Origin of the sequence: Burkholderia lata (assembly GCF_902499025.1) — a bacterium.
Lineage (GTDB): Bacteria > Pseudomonadota > Gammaproteobacteria > Burkholderiales > Burkholderiaceae > Burkholderia > Burkholderia lata_C.
The window spans coordinates 20,235-41,038 of record NZ_CABVPW010000036.1 but is presented as its reverse complement, the minus strand read 5'-3'; the positions used below and the strand labels follow the sequence as shown (position 1 = coordinate 41,038).

Below are 20,804 nucleotides of genomic sequence, written 5' to 3'. Positions count from 1 at the left end.
CGTTACTGCGCAGCGCGCCGTTCGAGCACCGCGGCGAAGAAGCCGTCGGTCGCGTGACGATGCGGCCACAGCGACAGGTAGTCGCCCGTCTCGAGCTCGATGCGCTGGTCATCCAGCACCTTCTGCGCCGGCACCAGCACGAACTCGGGATGGTCGGCCAGGAACTGTTCGACGATGCGTTCGTTCTCCGCGTCGAGCACGCTGCAGGTCGCGTAGACGAGCCGGCCGCCCTTCTTCACCAGGCGTGCGGCACTCGCGAGGATCGACGCCTGCTTTGGCGTCAGCTCGTCGATCGCGGTGCGCGTCTGGCGCCACTTCAGGTCCGGGTTGCGGCGCAGCGTGCCGAGGCCGCTGCACGGTGCATCGACCAGCACGCGGTCGATCTTGCCGGCGAGCCGCTTGATCTTCGCGTCATGCTCGCTGTCGATCAGCACGGGGTTCACGTTCGACAGCCCGCTGCGCGCGAGGCGCGGCTTCAGCTTCGCCAAGCGCTTTTCCGACACGTCGAACGCATAGAGGCGCCCGGTCGAGCGCATCATCGCGCCCAGCGCGAGCGTCTTGCCGCCCGCGCCCGCGCAGAAATCGACGACCATCTCGCCGCGGCGCGGTGCGACCAGCGAGCACAGCAGCTGGCTGCCTTCGTCCTGCACCTCGATCGCACCTTCCTCGAACAGCCGCAGGCGCGTCAGCGCCGGCTTGCCGACCACGCGCACGCCGAACGGCGAAAACGGCGTCGCGCCCGCATCGATGCCTTCCGCGCGCAACCCGTCGATGACCTGATCACGGCTGGCCTTCTGCACATTGGCACGCAGGTCGAGCGGCGCCGGGTAGTTCAGCGCAGCGGCGAGCTGCGCGAGCTCGTCGGCATCGAAACGGGCCGACAACGCCTGGTGGATCCAGTCGGGCAGGTTCGTGCGAATGCGCACCGGCAGGCTCGCCGGGTCGATCTTCGACACGTGCTCGAGCCACGCGGACTCGGTGTCGGACAGGAACGGCTTCAGCGCGTTGCGGCCGGCCGTCTGCATCAGGCCGAGCAGCGTGAGGCGCCGTGCGGGCGTGCCCGTGCCGCTCTCGGCGAGGTGCGAAAACTCCATCTTCCGGCGCAGCACCGCGAACACGGCCTCGGCGATCACGCCGCGCTCGGCATGCCCGAGCTTCGGGTGCGCGCGGAAGAACCGGCTCGTCGTCGCGTCGGCGGGGCCGGCGAACTTCAGCACCTCGGCCAGCAAAGTCTCGGTCTGGCCGATCAGGAATCCGTGCAGTTTCATACGCCCTCACTCGTTTCGGTATGCGGTTGATCCGCGAAAATCCAGCGCGCCTCTTCCGGCGCCACCACTGCACGGCCGTTCTCGAGGCGCAAACGGCCTTCGATGAACCAGCGCACCGCGCGCGGATACAGCACATGCTCGACCGTCAGCACGCGCTGTGCGAGCGCGGCCGCGTCGTCGCCCGCGCGCACGGGCACCGCGCCCTGCGCGACGATCGCGCCGCTGTCGAGCTCGGGAATCACGAAATGCACGCTTGCGCCATGCAGCGCGACCCCCGCGTCGAGCGCCTGCTGATGCGTGTGGATGCCCTTGAAGCTCGGCAGCAGCGACGGATGGATGTTCAGCAGCCGGCCTTCGTATCGTCTGACGAAAGCCGGCGTGAGAATGCGCATGAAGCCGGCAAGGACCACGAGATCGGGCGCGAATCGGTCGATCTCGGCGGCGAGCGCCGCGTCGAAGCTGTCGCGGCCGTCGAACGACCGGTGGTCGACCACCGCCGTCGCCACCCCGTGCGACGCGGCAAAAGCCAGCCCGGCCGCATCGGGCCGGTTGGCGATCACGGCGGCAATCTCGGCCGGCCAGCGTTCCTGCGCGCACGCGCGGACGATGGCCTCCATGTTGCTGCCGCGACCGGAAATCAGGATCACGAGTTTTTTCATCCGCGAATTTTACCATTCGCCCCCGCGTTTCCCCCCTTCTCGGCCGCCGACCCGCCCGAACGTTTATAATCTTCTGCTTTGCGGCATCCCACCGCCCATTCCCCGACGCTGCATCCGCTATCGTGAAAGTCTTCCGCGGCCTGCCCAACGCCGAGAGCCGCGCCCCGTGCGCGCTGACGATCGGCAACTTCGACGGTGTCCATCGCGGCCACCAGGCCCTGCTCGCGCGCGTGCGCGCGGCAGCGGACGCGCGCGGCCTGCCCGTGTGCGTGATGACGTTCGAGCCGCACCCGCGTGAATTCTTCAACCCGGCCGGCGCGCCGCCGCGCATCGCGATGCTGCGCGACAAGCTCGAGGCGCTGCGCGATCACGGCGTCGACCGCGTGGTCGTCGAGCACTTCAACCACACGTTCGCGAGCCAGTCGCCGCAGGCGTTCGTCGAACGCACGCTGGTGAACGGGCTGCACACGCGCTGGATGATGGTCGGCGACGATTTCTGCTACGGCGCGAAACGCGCGGGCACCTTCGACACGCTTAAGGCAGCCGGCGCCCAGTACGGCTTCGAGGTCGAGCAGATGGGCACGGTGGCCGGCAGCGACGGCACGCGCATCTCGAGCTCGGGCGTGCGCGCCGCGCTCGCGGCCGGCGATCTCGATGCGGCCGCGCAGGCGCTCGGCCACGGCTATGCGATCAGCGGCCACGTCGCGCACGGGCTGAAGCTCGGCCGCGACCTCGGCTTCCCGACGCTGAACCTGCCGATCGCACACAAGCGGCCGGCGCTCGCGGGCATCTTCGTCGTGCAGGTGCACGGCCTCGGCCCCGCCCCGCTGCCGGGCGTCGCCAGCCTCGGCCTGCGCCCGACCGTCGACGATTCGGGCCGCGTGCTGCTCGAAGTCCACCTGCTCGACTGGCACGGCGATGCATACGGCAAGCTCATCCGCGTCGAATTCCTGAAGAAGCTGCGCGACGAGGCGAAATTCGACGATCTCGAGGCGCTGTCGCGCGCGATCGCACTGGACGTCGCGAATGCGCGCGCGTACTTCATCGAGCGCGACCGTGCGCCGGGCAGCCGCGCCACGGGCTTCTCGACGTCGGCCACCGACCGAATTAGCTGATCCGGACGGCGGCGCCCCGCGCCGCACCCTCGCGCCGCTCACTCGCGCGCACACCCGATTCACGACGCTCGCGCGTCCCCCGAGATTTAAGATAGCGATCCCATCATGAGCAACAAGAAAGCCGATTCGAAACCGCAGGCCAAGTATCCGGTCAACCTGCTCGACACGCCGTTCCCGATGCGCGGCGACCTGCCCAAGCGCGAGCCGCAGTGGGTCAAGGAATGGGAAGAGCGCGGGCTCTACGAGAAGATCCGCGCGGCCAGTGCCGGCCGTCCGAAGTTCATCCTGCACGATGGCCCGCCGTATGCGAACGGTGACATCCACCTCGGCCACGCCGTCAACAAGATCCTGAAGGACATCGTCGTCAAGTCGCGCAACATGGCCGGCTTCGATGCACCGTACGTGCCGGGCTGGGATTGCCACGGGATGCCGATCGAGATCCAGATCGAGAAGCAGTTCGGCAAGTCGCTGCCGGCGGCCGAAGTGATGAGCAAGGCGCGCGCATACGCGACCGAGCAGATCGAGAAGCAGAAGGTCGGCTTCAAGCGTCTGGGCGTGCTCGGCGACTGGGCCAACCCGTACAAGACGATGAACTTCGTCAACGAGGCGGAAGAGATCCGCGCGCTCGGCAAGATCATCGAGAAGGGCTACGTGTATCGCGGGCTGAAGCCGGTGAACTGGTGCTTCGACTGCGGCTCGGCGCTCGCGGAAGCGGAAGTCGAGTACAAGGACCGCACCGACCCGACGATCGACGTGATGTTCGCGTTCGCGGAACCGGAAAAGACCGCGCAGGCGTTCGGCCTGTCGGCCCTGCCGCGCGCCGAAGGCGGCATCGTGATCTGGACCACCACGCCGTGGACGATCCCGGCGAACCAGGCGCTGAACCTCCATCCGGAAATCGTCTACGCGCTGGTCGACACCGAGCGCGGGCTGCTGATCATCGCGGAAGAGCGCGTCGCCGCGTGCATGGCCGACTTCAAGCTGACCGGCACGGTCGTTGCGACCGCGCCGGGCGTGAAGCTCGCGGGCCTGCGCTTCCACCACCCGCTCGCGTCGGCTCACCCCGGCTACAAGCGTACCGCGCCCGTCTACCTCGGCGACTACGTGACGACCGACACGGGTACCGGCGTCGTGCACTCGTCGCCCGCGTACGGTATCGAGGATTTCGTGTCCTGCAAGGCGCACGGGATGACCGACTCGGACTTCATCAACCCGGTGATGGGCGACGGCCGCTATATCGAATCGCTGCCGCTGTTCGGCGGCCTGTCGATCTGGGACGCGAACCCGAAGATCGTCGACGCGCTGAACGCGGCCGGCTCGCTGCTGCGCAGCGAGAAGTACACGCACAGCTACATGCACTGCTGGCGCCACAAGACGGCGATCATCTACCGCGCGACGTCGCAGTGGTTCGCCGGCATGGACGTGACGCCGCGCGACAACGGCAAGACGCTGCGCGAAACGGCGCTCGAAGGCATCGACGCGACCGCGTTCTACCCGTCGTGGGGCAAGCAGCGCCTGTTCAGCATGATCGCGAACCGTCCCGACTGGACGCTGTCGCGCCAGCGCCAGTGGGGCGTGCCGATGGCGTTCTTCGTGCACAAGGAGACCGGCGAGCTGCACCCGCGCACGCTCGAGCTGCTCGAGGAAGTCGCGAAGCGCGTCGAGCAGTCGGGCATCGAAGCATGGCAGACGCTCGACCCGCGCGAGCTGATCGGCGACGACGCGAACCTGTACGAAAAGAACCGCGACACGCTCGACGTGTGGTTCGATTCGGGCACGACGCACTGGCACGTGCTGCGCGGCTCGCACAAGGATCAGCTGCAGTTCCCGGCCGACCTCTACCTCGAAGGCTCGGACCAGCACCGCGGCTGGTTCCACTCGTCGCTGCTCACGGCGTCGATGATCGACGGCCGTGCGCCGTACAAGGGCCTGCTCACGCACGGCTTCACGGTCGACGGCGAAGGCCGCAAGATGAGCAAGTCGCTCGGCAACGGCATCGACCCGCATGAAGTCGCGAACCGCCTCGGCGCGGAAATCATCCGCCTGTGGATCGCCTCGACCGACTATTCGGGCGAGCTCGCGATCTCCGAGGAAATCCTGAAGCGCGTGACCGAAGGCTATCGCCGCATCCGCAACACGCTGCGCTTCCTGCTCGCGAACCTGTCGGACTTCGACTTTGCACAGCACGCGGTGCCGGTCGACGAATGGCTCGAGATCGACCGCTATGCGGTCGCGTTCTCGCAGCAACTGCAGACGGAGCTGCTCGGCCACTACGAGAAGTACGAGTTCCACCCGGTCGTCGCGAAGCTGCAGACGTACTGCTCGGAAGATCTCGGCGGCTTCTACCTCGACGTGCTGAAGGACCGCCTCTACACGAGCGCGGCCGATTCGCGCGCCCGCCGCTCCGCGCAAACGGCGCTGTACCACCTGACGCACGGCCTGCTGCGCGTGCTCGCACCGTTCCTGTCGTTCACGGCGGAAGAAGCGTGGAAGGTGTTCCAGCCGGCCAGCGACACGATCTTCACGGAAACCTACTACGCGTATCCGGAAGTCGCCGGCTCCGCCGCGCTGATCGAGAAGTGGGCGCTGCTGCGCGATGTGCGCGGCAACGTGACGAAGGCGCTCGAGGAAGCACGCACCGCGAACCGCATCGGTTCGTCGCTGCAGGCCGAAGTCGCCGTGCACGCGAGCGGCGCACGCTACGACGCGCTCACGAGCCTCGGCGAGGATCTCAAGTTCGTGCTGATCACGTCGGCTGCGACGGTCGTCAAGGTCGACGACGAAGCGCAGGAAAGCGTCGACGTGGCCGCGTCGAAGTACCAGAAGTGCGAACGCTGCTGGCACTACCGCGAAGATGTCGGCGCGCATGCCGATCATCCGACGCTGTGCGGCCGCTGCTTCTCCAACCTGTTCGAAAACGGCGAAATCCGGAGCGCTGCTTAACTATGGCGAAAACCCTGTCGAAACCGGCCAGCGGCGCGCTTGCGCCCTGGCTCGGCATTTCGCTGATCGTGATCCTGTTCGACCAGCTGTCGAAGATCTCGATCCTGAAAACGTTCGTGTACGGCGCGCAGCACGAGCTGACGTCGTTCTTCAACCTCGTGCTGGTGTACAACCGCGGCGCCGCGTTCGGCTTCCTGTCGACCGCGGGCGGCTGGCAGCGCTGGGCGTTCACCGCGCTCGGCATCGCCGCGACGCTCGTGATCTGCTTCCTGTTGAAGCGTCACGGCCAGCAGCGGCTGTTCAGCCTGTCGCTCGCGCTGATCCTCGGCGGCGCACTCGGCAACGTGATCGACCGGCTCGTCTACGGCCACGTGATCGACTTCCTCGACTTCCATCTCGGCGCCTGGCACTTCCCGGCGTTCAACCTCGCCGATTCCGCGATCACGATCGGCGCGGTGCTGCTGATCTACGACGAACTGCGTCGCGTGCGCGGCTCACGCTAAGCGCGCATACTCGGCGTCGACGGCCGGCTTCGCGCCGGCCGTTCCGTTTGACCCTTGGAGGCCTGAGTTGGCACACGCAGAACTCGCAGGAAAACACCTCGTTCTCGGCCTGACGGGCGGCATCGCCTGCTACAAGATCGCCGAGCTCACGCGGCTGCTCGTGAAGGCCGGCGCGACCGTGCAGGTCGCGATGACCGACGCCGCTACCCAGTTCATCACGCCCGTCACGATGCAGGCGCTGTCGGGCCGCCCCGTCTACACGAGCCAGTGGGACGCGCGCGTCGACAACAACATGGCGCACATCGACCTGTCGCGCGAAGCCGATGCGATCGTGATCGCGCCCGCGTCGACGGATTTCCTCGCGAAGCTCGCGCACGGGTTCGCGGACGACCTGCTGTCGACGCTGTGCGTCGCGCGCGATTGCCCGCTGCTCGTCGTTCCCGCCATGAACCGCCAGATGTGGCAAAACCCGGCCACGCAACGCAACGCCGCGCAACTGCGCGCGGACGGCGTGTCGGTGCTCGGCCCGGATTCGGGTGCGCAGGCGTGCGGCGAAGTCGGCGACGGCCGCATGCTCGAGCCCGAGGCGATCTATGAAGCGATCGTCGCGCACTTCGCGCCGAAGGTGCTCGCGCACCGGCGCGTGCTGATCACGGCCGGCCCGACGTTCGAACCGCTCGACCCGGTGCGCGGCCTCACGAACCGCTCGAGCGGCAAGATGGGCTTCGCGCTCGCGCGCGCCGCGCAGCAGGCCGGCGCCGACGTGCATCTCGTCGCGGGGCCGGTCGCGCTCGACACGCCGTGGGGTGTCTACCGCCAGGACGTGCAGACGGCCCAGCAGATGTACGACGCGGTCATGCATGCCGTCGCCGATGCCGACATCTTCATCGCGGTGGCCGCGGTCGCCGACTGGCGCGTTGCGCAGCCGTCCGAGCACAAGATGAAGAAGACGGCCGACCACAAAGTGCCCGCGCTCGCGTTCGTCGAGAACCCCGACATCCTCGCGTCGGTCGCGGCGCTGCCCGATCCGCCGTTTTGCGTCGGGTTCGCGGCCGAAAGCGGCGATCTCGACGTGCACGGCGACGAGAAGCGCAAGCGCAAGAACGTGCCGCTGCTGGTCGGCAACCTCGGCCCGCTGACGTTCGGTCGCGACGACAACGAAGTCGTGCTGTTCGAGGCCGCCGGCCTCACGCGCCTGCCGCGCGCACCGAAGGACGAACTCGCGCACACGCTCGTCGCGGAAATCGCGAAGCGCCTGCCCGACAACCGCCTGATCTGATCTCCCGCGCGGCGGCCGTTGCCGCTGCGCCCTTCCCGACCCATCCGACGACCGCATGAAACTCGACCTGAAGATTCTCGACGCGCGCATGCGCGACTACCTGCCCGCCTACGCGACCACCGGCAGCGCGGGCCTCGACCTGCGTGCGTGCCTCGACGCACCGGTCACGCTGCAGCCGGGCGAAACGACGCTCGTGCCGACCGGCCTTGCGATCCATGTTGCCGATCCCGGCTACGCGGCGCTGATCCTGCCGCGCTCGGGCCTCGGCCACAAGCACGGCATCGTGCTCGGCAACCTCGTCGGCCTGATCGACTCCGACTACCAGGGCCAGCTGATGATCTCGACGTGGAACCGCGGCCAGGCCGAGTTCGTGCTGAACCCGTTCGAACGGCTCGCCCAGCTCGTGATCGTGCCGGTCGTGCAGGCGCAGTTCAATATCGTCGATGACTTCGCGGAAAGCGATCGTGGCGAGGGCGGCTTCGGCAGCACCGGCCGTCACTGAACGACGCAACAAGAAAAGGGGCCTCGCGGCCCCTTTTTCTTTTCCATTGCCGTCATTCCTGGACGGTTTGCGCGATCCGCGCGGGTGTCAGGTCGCGCTGCCGCGATTGAGCCGCGATCGCATAGATCACCATCGCGACCAGCACGCCGAGCAGCACGGCCGATGAACCGATCGTGCCGAGCGCAAGGCCGCCCTTCGCAACCGGCTTCGTCAGCAGGTCGCCGACCGTCGCGCCAAACGGACGCGTGAGCACGAACGCAGCCCAGAACAGGAACACGCCCGAGATCCGCGTGAAATAGTGCGCGAGCACGATCACCGCGAGCAACCCGCCAATCAGCAGCGCGCCGCCACCGAAGCCGAGCCCCGAGCTGTCCGCGAGGAAGTCGCCGAGCGCGGTGCCGAGCGTGTTGGAGAACAGGATCGCGATCCAGTACAGCAGTTCGACCTTGCGCGTGCGGATCAGGTCGACCGACAGCGATTCGCCGCTGAGGCGCCACACGGCGAAGATGGCCAGCAGGATCGCGACGAGGATCGACGAGCCGGCCGCATAGCCGAGGCCGAGCGTGCGGTCCATGAAGTCCGACATCGTCGTGCCGGCCGTGCTCGTCGCGACGATCACGGCCCAGTAGATCGCCGGTCGATAGCGTGTCGTCCTGAGCTGCGCGCCCAGCGTGACGAGAAAGAAGCCGAACAGCAGAATGGAGCTCACCGCGTAGCCGACGTTCAGCGTCATCGACAGCAGGTCGCCGCCGGTTTCGCCGAGCGTCGTCGCGCAGATCTTCATGATCCAGAACGCGAGCGTGATTTCGGGAAGTTTGTTCATTCGAACCCCTTTTTGCAGGAAGGCGGCAGGCCGGCGCGGGCCGGCCTGTCTTGCAGACAGGATCGAATGTAGTCGCCGCGGGCTTAACGGAACCTTAGCGAACGGGGAATCGGCGCGGGCGGCCGCGCCGTGACCCTCAACGCGCGTGCTGGTGCCGGTAATGCAGCGCGTACGCGAGCGTGAGCAGCACGACGAAGACGACGCCGACCACCATCGTCATCCGGAATTCGCGCGTGAACGCGGTCGTGAACAGGATCGCCGCGACGAGCCCCGCGCCGAGCAGGCTGCCGAACGGGTGCCCCCACATCCGGAACGCGAGCGCGGGGCCGCGATACTGCGCACGGAAGCGCAGGTGCGTGACGAAGATCATCATCCACGTGAACAACGCGCCGAACATCGCGATCGCCATCATCACGGTGAACGCCGTGTCGGGCGCCAGCGCGACCAGCACGGCCGCCACCGCGACACCGCTCGTCGAGATCCACAGCGCCGCGCGCGGCACGCCGTTGGCGCCAAGCCGGCCGAACACCGCTGGCGCGAGCCGTGCGCGCGACAGGCTGAACATCATCCGCGTCGTCACGTAGAGCTGGCTGTTCATCGCCGACAATGCCGCGATCAGCAGCACGAAGTTGATCACGCCTGCCGCGTACGGCACGTGCGTCGCGGCCATCACCTTCACGAACGGGCTTTCGTCGGTGCCGGCCTGCGTCCAAGGCACGATCGCGAGCATCAGCGATAGCGTCAGCAGATAGAACAGCACGAGCCGGAATACGGTCGAGCGGAACGCGCGCGTGACCGCGTGCTGCGGATCGCGTGCCTCGCCGGCCGCGATCGCGACGGCTTCGATGCTCATGTAGCTGAAGATCGCGACGATCACCGCGACCCAGGTGCCCCACGGCCCCTTCGGCATGAAGCCGCCGTGCGCGGTGTAGTTCGCAAAGCCGATGCCCGATGCGGCCGGCGCCGACCACACGAGATACGCACCGAGCACGATGAACACGACGATCGCCGCGATCTTCAGCAGCGAGAATGCGTATTCGATCGTGCCGTACAGCGTGACGCTCGCGAGGTTGACCGCGATCAGCAGCGCGGAGAAGCCGATCACCCAGTACCAGCCGGGCACGGCCGGGAACCAGTACTTCATGAACACGGCGATCGCGCTGATCTCGGTGCCGATCGCGAACACGACCGCGAACCAGTACGCATAGCGCACCAGGAAGCCCGCGAGCGGACCGACATAGTGCTCGGCATACGCGCCGAACGAGCCGGCCGTCGGATGCGCGACCGTCATTTCCGCGAGCGCGCCCATCAGCAGCAGCGCGATCAGCGCACCGATCGCATACGAAACCAGCACGCTCGGGCCGGCGAGCCCGATCGCGAACCCGCTGCCGAGGAACAACCCCGTGCCGATCGCGCCACCGATCGCGATCATCGCCATCTGCCCTGACGTCAGCGCATGGCGCAAACCCTGTTCGCGCGCGACGATGTCGTCGAACGTCCGTTGTTGTTGTGTCACTGCGTTGCCACTCCCCTGCACCACCAACGCGCCGCCGGCGCCAGATAAAACGAAACGGCGCGGAAGACATCCCGCGCCGTTCGCATGAACTACCCGATTATCGCTTACTCGACTTCGACCGCCTCTTCGTTCGGCTTGTGCGGCGGATTCGCCAGCTTGTCGAACGACAGCTGCACCTTGTCGTTTTCGTCGACATCGACCGTCACGTGACCGCCGTTGACGAGCTTGCCGAACAGCAACTCGTCGGCCAGCGCGCGCCGGATCGTGTCCTGGATCAGCCGCTGCATCGGCCGCGCACCCATCAGCGGGTCGAAGCCGTGCTTCGCGAGATGCTTGCGCAACGCGTCGGTGAAGAGCGCGTCGACCTTCTTCTCGTGCAGCTGTTCCTCGAGCTGGATCAGGAACTTGTCGACCACGCGCATGATGATTTCCTCATCGAGCGAGCGGAAGCTGATGATCGAATCCAGGCGGTTGCGGAACTCCGGCGTGAACAGGCGCTTGATATCGGTCATCTCGTCGCCCGTCTCGCGGCGCGTCGTGAAGCCGATGGTCGCCTTCTGCATCGACTCGGCGCCCGCGTTCGTCGTCATGATGATGATGACGTTGCGGAAATCCGCCTTGCGGCCGTTGTTGTCCGTCAGCGTGCCGTGGTCCATCACCTGCAGCAGCACGTTGAAGATGTCCGGATGCGCCTTCTCGATTTCGTCGAGCAGCAGCACGCAGTGCGGCTTCTTCGTGACGGCTTCGGTCAAGAGGCCGCCCTGGTCGAACCCGACGTAGCCCGGCGGCGCGCCGATCAGGCGGCTCACCGCGTGACGCTCCATGTATTCCGACATGTCGAAGCGGATCAGCTCGATGCCGAGCGTGAACGCGAGCTGGCGCGCCACTTCGGTCTTGCCGACACCCGTCGGGCCGGAGAACAGGAACGCGCCGATCGGCTTGTCCATCTTGCCGAGGCCCGCGCGCGCCATCTTGATCGAGGCCGCGAGCGCATCGATCGCCGGATCCTGGCCGAACACGACGCTCTTCAGGTCGCGGTCGAGCGTCTGCAGCTTGCTGCGATCGTCCTGCGACACGCTCTGCGGCGGCACACGCGCGATCTTCGAGATGATTTCCTCGATCTCGCTCTTGCCGATCGTCTTCTTCTGCTTCGACTTCGGCAGGATACGCTGGGCGGCGCCCGCTTCGTCGATCACGTCGATCGCCTTGTCCGGCAGATGGCGGTCGGTAATGAAGCGCGCCGACAGTTCGGCCGCGGCCGACAGCGCACCCGACGAATACTTGACGCCGTGATGCTCCTCGAAGCGCGACTTCAGCCCGCGCAGGATCGCGACCGTCTGCTCGACGGTCGGCTCCGTCACGTCGACCTTCTGGAAGCGCCGCGACAGCGCCGCATCCTTCTCGAAGATGCCGCGATACTCGGTGAACGTGGTCGCGCCGATGCACTTCAGCACGCCCGACGACAGCGCCGGCTTCAGCAGGTTCGACGCATCGAGCGTGCCGCCCGACGCGGCACCCGCACCGATCAGCGTATGGATCTCGTCGATGAACAGGATCGCGTGCGGACGCTCCTTCAGCACCGTCTTCAGACGCTGCTCGAAATCGCCGCGGTACTTGGTGCCCGCGAGCAGCGCGCCCATGTCGAGCGAGTAGACCTGCGCGTTCGCGAGAATGTCCGGCACTTCGCCGCGCGTGATGCGATAGGCGAGCCCTTCCGCGATCGCGGTCTTGCCGACGCCGGCTTCGCCGACGAGCAGCGGATTGTTCTTGCGGCGACGGCACAGCACCTGGACCACGCGCTCGACCTCGGGCTCGCGACCGATCAGCGGATCGATCCGGCCGTCCTTCGCCATCTGGTTCAGGTTCTGCGTGAATTGCGCGAGCGGCGTTTCCTTCTGCGCATTCGCGTCTTCACTTTCCGCATTCGCGTCGGCCGACTTCGCGGCTTCGCCGTTGTTCGTCTTCGCGATGCCGTGCGAAATGAAGTTCACGACGTCGAGGCGCGTGACGCCCTGCTGCTGCAGGTAGTACACGGCATGCGAATCCTTCTCGCCGAAGATCGCGACCAGCACGTTCGCGCCGGTCACTTCCTTCTTGCCGTTCGACGTCGACTGGACGTGCATGATCGCGCGCTGGATCACGCGCTGGAAACCGAGCGTCGGCTGGGTATCGACATCGTCGGTACCCGGGACGGTAGGTGTGTTGTCGTGGATGAAATTGCGCAGGTTCTGACGCAAGTCCTCGATGTTTGCCGCGCACGCGCGCAACACCTCGGCTGCCGTCGGATTATCCAGCAGGGCCAGCAGCAAATGCTCGACCGTAATGAACTCATGGCGCGCCTGGCGTGCTTCCATGAACGCCATGTGCAGGCTGACTTCCAATTCCTGGGCAATCATGCTTCCTCCATCACGCACTGCAGCGGATGCCCGGCCTGCCGCGCATGGGTAACGACTTGCTCAACCTTGGTCGACGCGATGTCCCGCGTATAGACCCCACAAACCCCTCGCCCTTCGCGATGGACCTTCAGCATGATCTGCGTGGCCGTCTCGCGATCCTTCTTGAAATACTCCTGGACCACCATCACGACGAATTCCATCGGCGTGAAGTCGTCGTTCAGCAGCACCACCTTGTACATCGAAGGCGGCTTGAGCTTCTGCTGCTTGCGTTCCAGGACGGTGCTGTCCTGCTTGTCCGGGATAATCGCCATACACCCATTCTAAACAACTCGGACAGGCCCGCAATCCTGCCATTACCCGACCGACCGGCCGGCGCCCTCCCCGGAATCCCGGAACACGCGATCTTCTTCGTGCCATACGAAAGCCGGCTGCGGTGCCGGCTTTCACGCGTGGCGCGGAACACGAACCGTCAGGGGGAACTGCACCGGAACGTCGTGTCCGCATCCAGTATCCCACAAGCCGGGACGACTCGAACGCGTGTCACTCGAGCCTGGTATATGAGCCGATTATGCGGCTTTTCAAGAGCTCGCGCTCGGCCGCGTGCTGCCAAGCAAAGCCGGAAAAACCCTGAAAATGGGTTCTTTACAACGTCCCTCTAAACGTCTAAAAATTCCACTTGACACTCCAATAAAGAGCGCCAACAATCAAGCTGGCACTTTTTTCAATTTGCCGGTTGGCAAAATGAAAGAGGCCGAAGGTGAGCTTGTGAGGGGGGAACGGCTGTATTTTCCGGTCGTTTAGCTTTTCGAGCGTGCTCGTGGTAAGTAGCAGCGACTGTGTGACAGGGGAAGTAGGAAATGGCAACTGGTATCGTTAAGTGGTTCAACGACGCGAAGGGCTTCGGTTTCATCACTCCCGATGAGGGCGGTGAGGATCTGTTTGCGCACTTCTCGGCTATCACCATGAATGGCTTCAAGACGCTGAAGGAAGGCCAGAAGGTGAGCTTTGACGTCGTTCAAGGACCGAAGGGCAAGCAAGCGTCGAACATCCAGGCCGCTTAAAGGCATCGGATTTCGAATGAAGAAACCCGGCGCATTGCGCCGGGTTTCTTTTTTTGAGGCCGGCCAATCGATAATCGATTGGCCGGCCTTTTCGTTCAATCCCGATAATTGAACACGAATTGTCTTGTCACGCACACAGATCGGATACTCATCCGGCACGTGAAACATAATCGCCACTTCGTTACACGACCTTCAGCGTGCCCATCATGCCGAGATCCTCGTGTTCGAGAATGTGGCAATGAAACATGCGCTCGCCGGGCATGTCTTGCGTGACAAGAATCGTCACGGTCTCGCCGCTGCGAACATTCACGGTATCACGCCACGCGCGGAACGGTTCGCTCGTGCGCGCACCCTGCGACGCGCGCTCGATCACCTGGAACTGCGTGCCGTGAAGATGGAACGGGTGATCCATGTCGGTGGCGTTGCGGATCTCCCAGCGCTCGATGTCGCCGCGGCGGCTCGTCAGCGTCGCACGGTGCGCGGCGTAGGTCTCGCCGTTGATCGTGAAGCGCATGCCCGCCGGCCGGCCGTGCGCCCCGCCCTTCATCATCGCGTCCATGTCCATCTCTTCGCCAAACGCGACCTCCTTGTGCGCGACCGGCTCGCCCAGTGGCGGAATCGCGCGCAGGGTCGCCGGCAGCACACGGGCGGCGGCCGGTGCGAACGCGACGTCAGCCAGAGCCAGCGCCGGATCGGGTGGCAGACTGCCGTGCCCGTCATCGTGCGACATCGACATCTTGCGGCGATCGTATTCGGCCGCCTGCAACACCGCATGCGACGCCTGATCGCCGGCCCGCACCAGCAGCTCGGCGCGTTCGCCCGGCGCGATCAGCAGCGACGTGACGCGGCGCGCCGCACCGAACAGCCCGCCATCGGTGCCCGCATGCTCGAACGCGCGGCCGTCGTCGAACGCGACGCGCAGATAGCGCGCGCTGCACGCGTTCCACACGCGCCAGCGCTCGTCGCCCGCGACGTCGATCCGTGGCCGGCGCGCACCGTTGACCAGCACGAACTGGCCCTCGCGGCCGTTCATCCAGTCCATTATGTCGTTCGGCGCAATCGTGCCGTCGCGCGCAAGCTTCAGGTCCGACACGAACAGGTTGCGTTCGGGCCAGCCCGCCAGCGGATCGTCCGCGGCGCGCACGACAAACGGGCCGGCCAGCCCGCGGAAGACCTGCTCGGCCGTCATCATGTGCGGATGCGGGTGGTACCAGTATGTGCCGGCACTCCCCTTCGGCAGCGTGAAGCGGTACACGCGCGACCCGCCGGGCGCGACCGGATCGGACGGATTGCCGTCCTGGTCGGGCGGCACGGGCAGGCCGTGCCAGTGGATCGTCGATGGCTGCGGCAGCTTGTTCACGAACTTGATCTCGACCGTGTCGCCCTCGTGCACGTCGATCAGCGGACCGACGACGGGGCCCTGCGTGCCCGCGCCGAACTGCCAGAACGTGGTCGGCCGCGCGCCGTGCAGCATCGGGCGTGCCACCGGCTGCGCCACCAGCGTGGCCCGGAACGTACCGGGATCGCGGCTTTCGTTCGCGAGCGTGCGCAGCGGCGCGAGCGGTGCGCCGGCCGGCAGCGCGTCGGCGGCCGCGAGCGCGGCCGGTGCGGACTTGCCGTGCTGCCCGTGCCCCGCCATCCCTGACATGCCCGACATGCCGGGCATGTCGTCCATCGAATCCATGCCGGCCATGCCAGCGTGACCGGCATGCTGCGCCCACGCGGCGCGCGCGAACAGCGACGCGGCCGCGGCACCGATGGCGCGCGACAGGAAGGTTCTCCGTATCATCAATCGTTCCTCGTTATCCATGCTGCGTCGCGCAGCCACCGCGACGCCCGCGCCGGCCGGCTGGAGCGCCGGTGCGCGACGCAAATCCTGATGCCCGCGTCATCATAACCGCAGGCCCATATCGAAAAGCGCCACCGCCGGCCGGGCGGCGATAGGCCGCAGGGTGCGACGACATCACGCCGGATCCGGCACGCACCGATCGGGCGATGCATGGCCCTTCACTCGCGGCCGAAGCATCACTCCCCCCTGCCACTCGTCACGTCCAGGCGATCGCCTGGCGCCTGCCATTCAGCCCCACCGCGACGCCAGTCGCGCCACCGATCCGCAAACCCGCCAATATTTCACGATGCGGAACAAGTCTCTGCGTTGTAAAAATTCGTGGTGCAGGGCACAAATTTGCCGTTTCGCGATGCCAAAAAACGTTCCGCAATACAAAATGAACAAAATAATTATTTGTTTTTAAAAGGGAATTTTTGTTTAGTGAAGCCGTTCTACATGCACCATCCGACCGGGTCGCGGACGTAGACTTTGTTCCATGCACTGACGCTTCGCCACACGGTCGATACGGAACCCGGCGCAAGCAGCCAGTCGGGCCACCGCCGGTCGAACCGGCAAGCGGCACAACAGAATCGCTTGTGATCAGAAAGGGAGAACGGAAATGAAGGGATTTCGCTTTGGTTCAGCGCTCGGGTCGTTCTACATCCTGCCGGGCAACGGTGGCTGGGAAGCGACGTTCGGCAACGCCCTGCTCGGCGCGTTTTCGTGCCCTGAAGTGGCAGCCGACCACATCTCCCGCGGCGACTGCGAGCAACTGTCCGAACTGGACACGGCGACGCTCGAAGTGCCGCACGAAATCGCCGAATGGGAAATCGTTCACGTCTGAATGGCAAGCCAGCAACGAAAAACGCCCCGGGCGTCCGGGGCGTTTTTCTTTTGCAACGGGCGGCAGGCAGGCATGCCCGCCGCGCCGGCACTCGCAACGACTCGCGCGTTTGCGCGACCCGCGTCAGGCGACCGCGTCGACGATGCCGTTCAGCGTCGCGCTCGGGCGCATTGCCTGGCTCGTCAGATCGACGTTCGGACGGTAGTAGCCGCCGATCGCCTGCGCCTTGCCCTGCGCGGCCGCCAGTTCTTCCAGGATGCGCGCTTCGCTGTCGGACAGCGCCTTCGCCACGCCTTCGAACTGCGCCTTCAGCGCTGCATCCTCGGTCTGCTCGGCGAGCGCCTGCGCCCAGTACAGGCACAGATAGAAGTGACTGCCGCGGTTGTCGAGGCCGCCGACCTTGCGCGCCGGCGACTTGTTCTCGTCCAGGAACTTGCCGGTCGCCTGGTCGAGCGTCTTCGCGAGCACGAGCGCCTTCGGGTTCTGGTAGGCGTTGCCGAGGTGTTCGAGCGACGCGGCCAGCGCGAGGAATTCGCCGAGCGAATCCCAGCGCAGGAAGCCTTCCTCGACGAACTGCTGCACGTGCTTCGGCGCCGAACCGCCCGCACCCGTTTCGAACATCCCGCCGCCGGCCATCAGCGGCACGATCGACAGCATCTTCGCGCTGGTGCCGAGTTCCATGATCGGGAACAGGTCGGTCAGGTAATCGCGCAGCACGTTGCCGGTAACCGAGATCGTGTCCTTGCCCGCGCGGATGCGCTCGAGCGAGAAACGCGTCGCGTCGACCGGCGTCATCACGCGGATGTCGAGGCCGTTCGTGTCGTGATCCTTCAGGTAACGCTCGACCTTCGCGATGATCTGCGCGTCGTGTGCGCGAGCCGGATCGAGCCAGAACACGGCCGGTGCGCCGGTCGCACGCGCGCGGTTGACCGCGAGCTTGACCCAGTCCTGTACCGGCGCGTCCTTCGTCTGGCACATGCGCCAGATGTCGCCCGCTTCCACTGCATGCTCGAGCACCACGTTGCCCGCTTCGTCGGTGACGCGCACGACGCCGTCCGCCGGGATCTGGAACGTCTTGTCGTGCGAACCGTATTCTTCAGCCGCCTGCGCCATCAGGCCGACGTTCGGCACGCTGCCCATCGTGACCGGATCGAACGCGCCATGCTGCTTGCAGTCCTCGATCACGGCCTGGTAGACACCGGCGTAGCAACGATCCGGAATCACGGCCTTCGCGTCGTACAGCTGGCCGTCCGGGCCCCACATGCCGCCCGAATCGCGGATCATCGCCGGCATCGATGCGTCGACGATCACGTCGCTCGGCACGTGCAGGTTCGTGATGCCCTTGTCCGAGTTGACCATCGCGAGGCGCGGACGCACTGCGTATTCGGCCTTGACGTCGGCTTCGATCGCTTCGCGCGTGTCGGCCGGCAGGTCCTTCAGGCGCGCGTACAGGTCGCCGATGCCGTTGTTCGGGTTGAAGCCGACCTGCGCCAGCACGTCCGCGTGCTTCGCGAGCGCGTCGCGGTAGAACACCGACACGAAGTGACCGAACAGGATCGGGTCCGAGACCTTCATCATGGTCGCCTTCAGGTGCACCGAGAACAGCACGTCCTGCGCCTTCGCGTCGGCGATCTGCGCGTCGATGAAGCTGCGCAGCGCGTTGCGGCTCATCACCGAAGCGTCGATCACTTCACCGGCCTTCACGGCCGTCTTTTCCTTCAGCACCTTCTTCGCGCCGTCGGCCGTCGTGAGTTCGATCTTCACGCTGCCGGCATCGGCGATCAGCGCCGACTTCTCGCTGCCGTAGAAGTCGCCTTCGCTCATGTGCGCGACGTGCGCCTTCGACGTGGCCTTCCACGCGCCCATCTTGTGCGGATGCTTGCGTGCGTAGTTCTTGACCGACAGCGGCGCGCGGCGGTCGGAGTTGCCTTCGCGCAGCACCGGGTTCACCGCGCTGCCCTTGATCTTGTCGTAGCGGGCCTTGATCGCCTTCTCTTCGTCCGTCGACGGATCTTCCGGATAGGCCGGCAGCTTGTAGCCCTGCGCCTGCAGTTCGGCGATCGCGGCCTTCAGCTGCGGCACCGATGCGCTGATGTTCGGCAGCTTGATGATGTTCGCTTCCGGCTTCAGCGTGAGCTGGCCCAGTTCGGCCAGATCGTCGGAACCCTTCTGCTCGGGCGGCAGGACGTCTGCGAATGCCGCGACGATGCGGCCGGCGAGCGAGATGTCGCGCGTTTCGACGGCGACGCCGGACGAGCGCGTGAAGGCCTTGACGATCGGCAGCAGCGAATAGGTTGCGAGCGCGGGCGCTTCGTCAGTGAGGGTGTAGATGATCTTGGGCGAAGTGGACATGGTCGATGCGTTGCTACGTGAGAATTTGGACTGGGAGCGCCGGCGGGTAACCGGCGGGGAGCGACCGGGTCGGTCGCGAAAGGGGCACGCCGGCTCAGCCGGGCGGTGGTGTTGCGAGGGCCGTCATGTTCTACCTTGCAGGGCCTTCGGCCCGCATGCCGGACCGCCCTGCCAACAAACCTGCCATCCACGAAATGCTCCGGCGCCGGCAGTAGGCGCCGGGGCGGCCGGACATGCGCCGGCCCACCCCGGAAGGGGACTTACATGTTCTCGATCAGCACTTCACCGAAGCCCGAGCACGACACCTGCGTCGCACCTTCCATCAGGCGCGCGAAGTCGTACGTGACGCGCTTCTGCAGGATCGACTTCTCCATCGCGGCGATGATCGTGTCGGCTGCTTCCGTCCAGCCGAGGTGGCGCAGCATCATTTCCGCCGACAGGATCTCGGAACCGGGGTTCACGTAATCCTTGCCTGCGTACTTCGGTGCGGTGCCGTGCGTCGCTTCGAACATCGCGACCGAATCCGACAGGTTCGCACCCGGCGCGATCCCGATGCCGCCGACCTGCGCGGCCAGCGCGTCGGAGATGTAGTCGCCGTTCAGGTTCAGCGTGGCGATCACGTCGTATTCGGCCGGGCGCAGCAGGATCTGCTGCAGGAACGCATCGGCGATCGAATCCTTGATCACGATCTCGTTGCCCGTCTTCGGGTTCTTCACGCGCATCCACGGGCCGCCGTCGATCAGCTCGCCGCCGAATTCCTTCTGTGCAAGCGCGTAGCCGGCGTCACGGAACAGGCCTTCCGTGAACTTCATGATGTTGCCCTTGTGCACCAGCGTGACCGACTTGCGATCGTTGTCGATCGCATACTGGATCGCCTTGCGCACGAGACGCTCGGTGCCCTCGGTCGACACGGGCTTGACGCCGATCCCCGAGGTTTCCGGGAAGCGGATCTTCTTCACGCCCATCTCGTCCTGCAGGAACTTGATCACCTTCTTCGCCTGCTCGGAGCCCGCGGCCCATTCGATGCCCGCGTAGATGTCTTCCGAGTTCTCGCGGAAGATCACCATGTCGATCTTTTGCGGCTCGCGCACCGGCGACGGCACGCCCTTGAAGTACTGCACCGGGCGCAGGCACACATACAGGTCGAGTTCCTGGCGCAGCGCCACGTTCAGCGAACGGATGCCGCCGCCGACCGGGGTCGTGAGCGGCCCCTTGATCGACACCACGTATTCCTTGAGCACCTGCAGCGTTTCGTCCGGGAGCCACACGTCCGGACCGTAAACCTTCGTCGCCTTCTCGCCCGCGAAGATCTCCATCCAGTGGATCTTGCGCTTGCCCTTGTAGGCATGCGCGACCGCCGCGTCGACGACCTTGATCATGACCGGCGTGATATCGAAGCCCGTACCGTCACCTTCGATATAGGGAATGATCGGCTGATCGGAAACGTTGAGCGAGAAGTCCTTGTTGACGGTGATCTTGTCACCGCCTTCCGGAACCTTGATGTGCTGATACGGCATGATCGACTCCAGTGACGTGGCTGAGCAGGTGATGCTGGTCGAAGCTGCGCGCGCGGCGGGGGCGCGGCATGGCCACCCCGTGACGGCAACAGCGAGCCGCTATTCTAGCGCCCCAACCGGGCACTTCGGCATGAAGCGCGGCACTGCGTATCAAGACCCCACTTATGTCTTATATAAGACAGAGGACTTGCCGTTCCG

At 65.7% G+C, this 20,804-nt stretch carries 16 protein-coding genes; 7 read left to right on the top strand and 9 right to left on the bottom strand.

What is annotated here, in order from left to right; all coding sequences use genetic code 11:
* Positions 1-2 precede the first annotated feature (2 nt).
* Together BDI24065_RS30315 and purN are read right to left on the bottom strand one after the other, a co-directional pair.
* Entirely contained in the window at positions 3-1,268 is a 1,266-nt protein-coding gene (locus BDI24065_RS30315) for an RsmB/NOP family class I SAM-dependent RNA methyltransferase (RefSeq protein ID WP_011352957.1), read from the bottom strand.
* Entirely contained in the window at positions 1,265-1,927 is a 663-nt protein-coding gene (gene purN, locus BDI24065_RS30310) for a phosphoribosylglycinamide formyltransferase (protein WP_011352958.1), read from the bottom strand. Before purN ends, BDI24065_RS30315 begins: the two co-directional genes overlap by 4 nt.
* 122 nt (positions 1,928-2,049) lie before the next feature.
* Between purN and BDI24065_RS30305 the strand changes: the two genes are divergently transcribed.
* The 5 genes from BDI24065_RS30305 to dut all read left to right on the top strand — a co-directional run bounded on the left by BDI24065_RS30305 (position 2,050) and on the right by dut (position 8,269).
* A complete protein-coding gene (locus tag BDI24065_RS30305; protein ID WP_175011512.1) occupies positions 2,050-3,042 on the top strand; it encodes a bifunctional riboflavin kinase/FAD synthetase in 993 nt (330 codons plus the stop codon).
* Positions 3,043-3,147: 105 nt separating this feature from the next.
* Positions 3,148-5,985: an isoleucine--tRNA ligase gene (gene ileS / locus BDI24065_RS30300; RefSeq protein ID WP_175034331.1), complete on the top strand. Its 2,838-nt coding sequence runs from the start codon at positions 3,148-3,150 to the stop codon at positions 5,983-5,985.
* 2 nt (positions 5,986-5,987) lie between these two features.
* On the top strand, positions 5,988-6,488 hold the full coding sequence (gene lspA, locus BDI24065_RS30295; protein WP_122946090.1) for a signal peptidase II: 501 nt from the start codon (positions 5,988-5,990) through the stop codon (positions 6,486-6,488).
* A 67-nt stretch (positions 6,489-6,555) separates the two neighbouring features.
* Positions 6,556-7,767, top strand: a complete 1,212-nt coding sequence (gene coaBC, locus BDI24065_RS30290; protein ID WP_175034330.1) for a bifunctional phosphopantothenoylcysteine decarboxylase/phosphopantothenate--cysteine ligase CoaBC — start codon at positions 6,556-6,558, stop codon at positions 7,765-7,767.
* Between the two features lie 55 nt (positions 7,768-7,822).
* Positions 7,823-8,269 carry a dUTP diphosphatase gene (dut, locus tag BDI24065_RS30285; protein ID WP_175034329.1) on the top strand — a complete coding sequence of 149 codons (447 nt, stop codon included), beginning with the start codon at positions 7,823-7,825 and terminating at the stop codon, positions 8,267-8,269.
* A gap of 52 nt (positions 8,270-8,321) precedes the next feature.
* Here dut and BDI24065_RS30280 read toward each other — a convergent pair whose 3' ends face one another.
* The 4 genes from BDI24065_RS30280 to clpS all read right to left on the bottom strand — a co-directional run bounded on the left by BDI24065_RS30280 (position 8,322) and on the right by clpS (position 13,315).
* On the bottom strand, positions 8,322-9,092 hold the full coding sequence (locus BDI24065_RS30280; protein ID WP_175034328.1) for a COG4705 family protein: 771 nt from the start codon (positions 9,090-9,092) through the stop codon (positions 8,322-8,324).
* A 136-nt stretch (positions 9,093-9,228) separates the two neighbouring features.
* On the bottom strand, positions 9,229-10,608 hold the full coding sequence (locus BDI24065_RS30275; RefSeq protein WP_175034327.1) for an amino acid permease: 1,380 nt from the start codon (positions 10,606-10,608) through the stop codon (positions 9,229-9,231).
* A 104-nt stretch (positions 10,609-10,712) separates the two neighbouring features.
* Positions 10,713-13,004, bottom strand: coding sequence for an ATP-dependent Clp protease ATP-binding subunit ClpA (gene clpA / locus BDI24065_RS30270; RefSeq protein WP_175034326.1), 2,292 nt, complete (start codon positions 13,002-13,004; stop codon positions 10,713-10,715).
* The gene (clpS, locus tag BDI24065_RS30265; RefSeq protein WP_006398529.1) at positions 13,001-13,315 is read right to left on the bottom strand and encodes an ATP-dependent Clp protease adapter ClpS; all 315 of its coding nucleotides are present in this window, start codon (positions 13,313-13,315) and stop codon (positions 13,001-13,003) included. Before clpS ends, clpA begins: the two co-directional genes overlap by 4 nt.
* A 546-nt stretch (positions 13,316-13,861) precedes the next feature.
* Here clpS and BDI24065_RS30260 point away from each other — a divergent pair.
* Entirely contained in the window at positions 13,862-14,065 is a 204-nt protein-coding gene (locus tag BDI24065_RS30260) for a cold-shock protein (RefSeq protein ID WP_006478030.1), read from the top strand.
* A gap of 181 nt (positions 14,066-14,246) precedes the next feature.
* Here BDI24065_RS30260 and BDI24065_RS30255 read toward each other — a convergent pair whose 3' ends face one another.
* The gene (locus tag BDI24065_RS30255) at positions 14,247-15,854 is read right to left on the bottom strand and encodes a multicopper oxidase family protein (protein ID WP_175034325.1); all 1,608 of its coding nucleotides are present in this window, start codon (positions 15,852-15,854) and stop codon (positions 14,247-14,249) included.
* Between the two features lie 658 nt (positions 15,855-16,512).
* Between BDI24065_RS30255 and BDI24065_RS30250 the strand changes: the two genes are divergently transcribed.
* On the top strand, positions 16,513-16,737 hold the full coding sequence (locus BDI24065_RS30250) for a hypothetical protein (RefSeq protein ID WP_006490888.1): 225 nt from the start codon (positions 16,513-16,515) through the stop codon (positions 16,735-16,737).
* Positions 16,738-16,860: 123 nt separating this feature from the next.
* Here BDI24065_RS30250 and BDI24065_RS30245 read toward each other — a convergent pair whose 3' ends face one another.
* Together BDI24065_RS30245 and icd are read right to left on the bottom strand one after the other, a co-directional pair.
* Positions 16,861-19,089, bottom strand: a complete 2,229-nt coding sequence (locus BDI24065_RS30245) for an NADP-dependent isocitrate dehydrogenase (RefSeq protein ID WP_175034324.1) — start codon at positions 19,087-19,089, stop codon at positions 16,861-16,863.
* 260 nt (positions 19,090-19,349) lie between these two features.
* Positions 19,350-20,606 (bottom strand): NADP-dependent isocitrate dehydrogenase, encoded by a 1,257-nt coding sequence (gene icd / locus BDI24065_RS30240; protein WP_006478026.1) that lies wholly within the window; start codon positions 20,604-20,606, stop codon positions 19,350-19,352.
* Positions 20,607-20,804 lie beyond the last annotated feature (198 nt).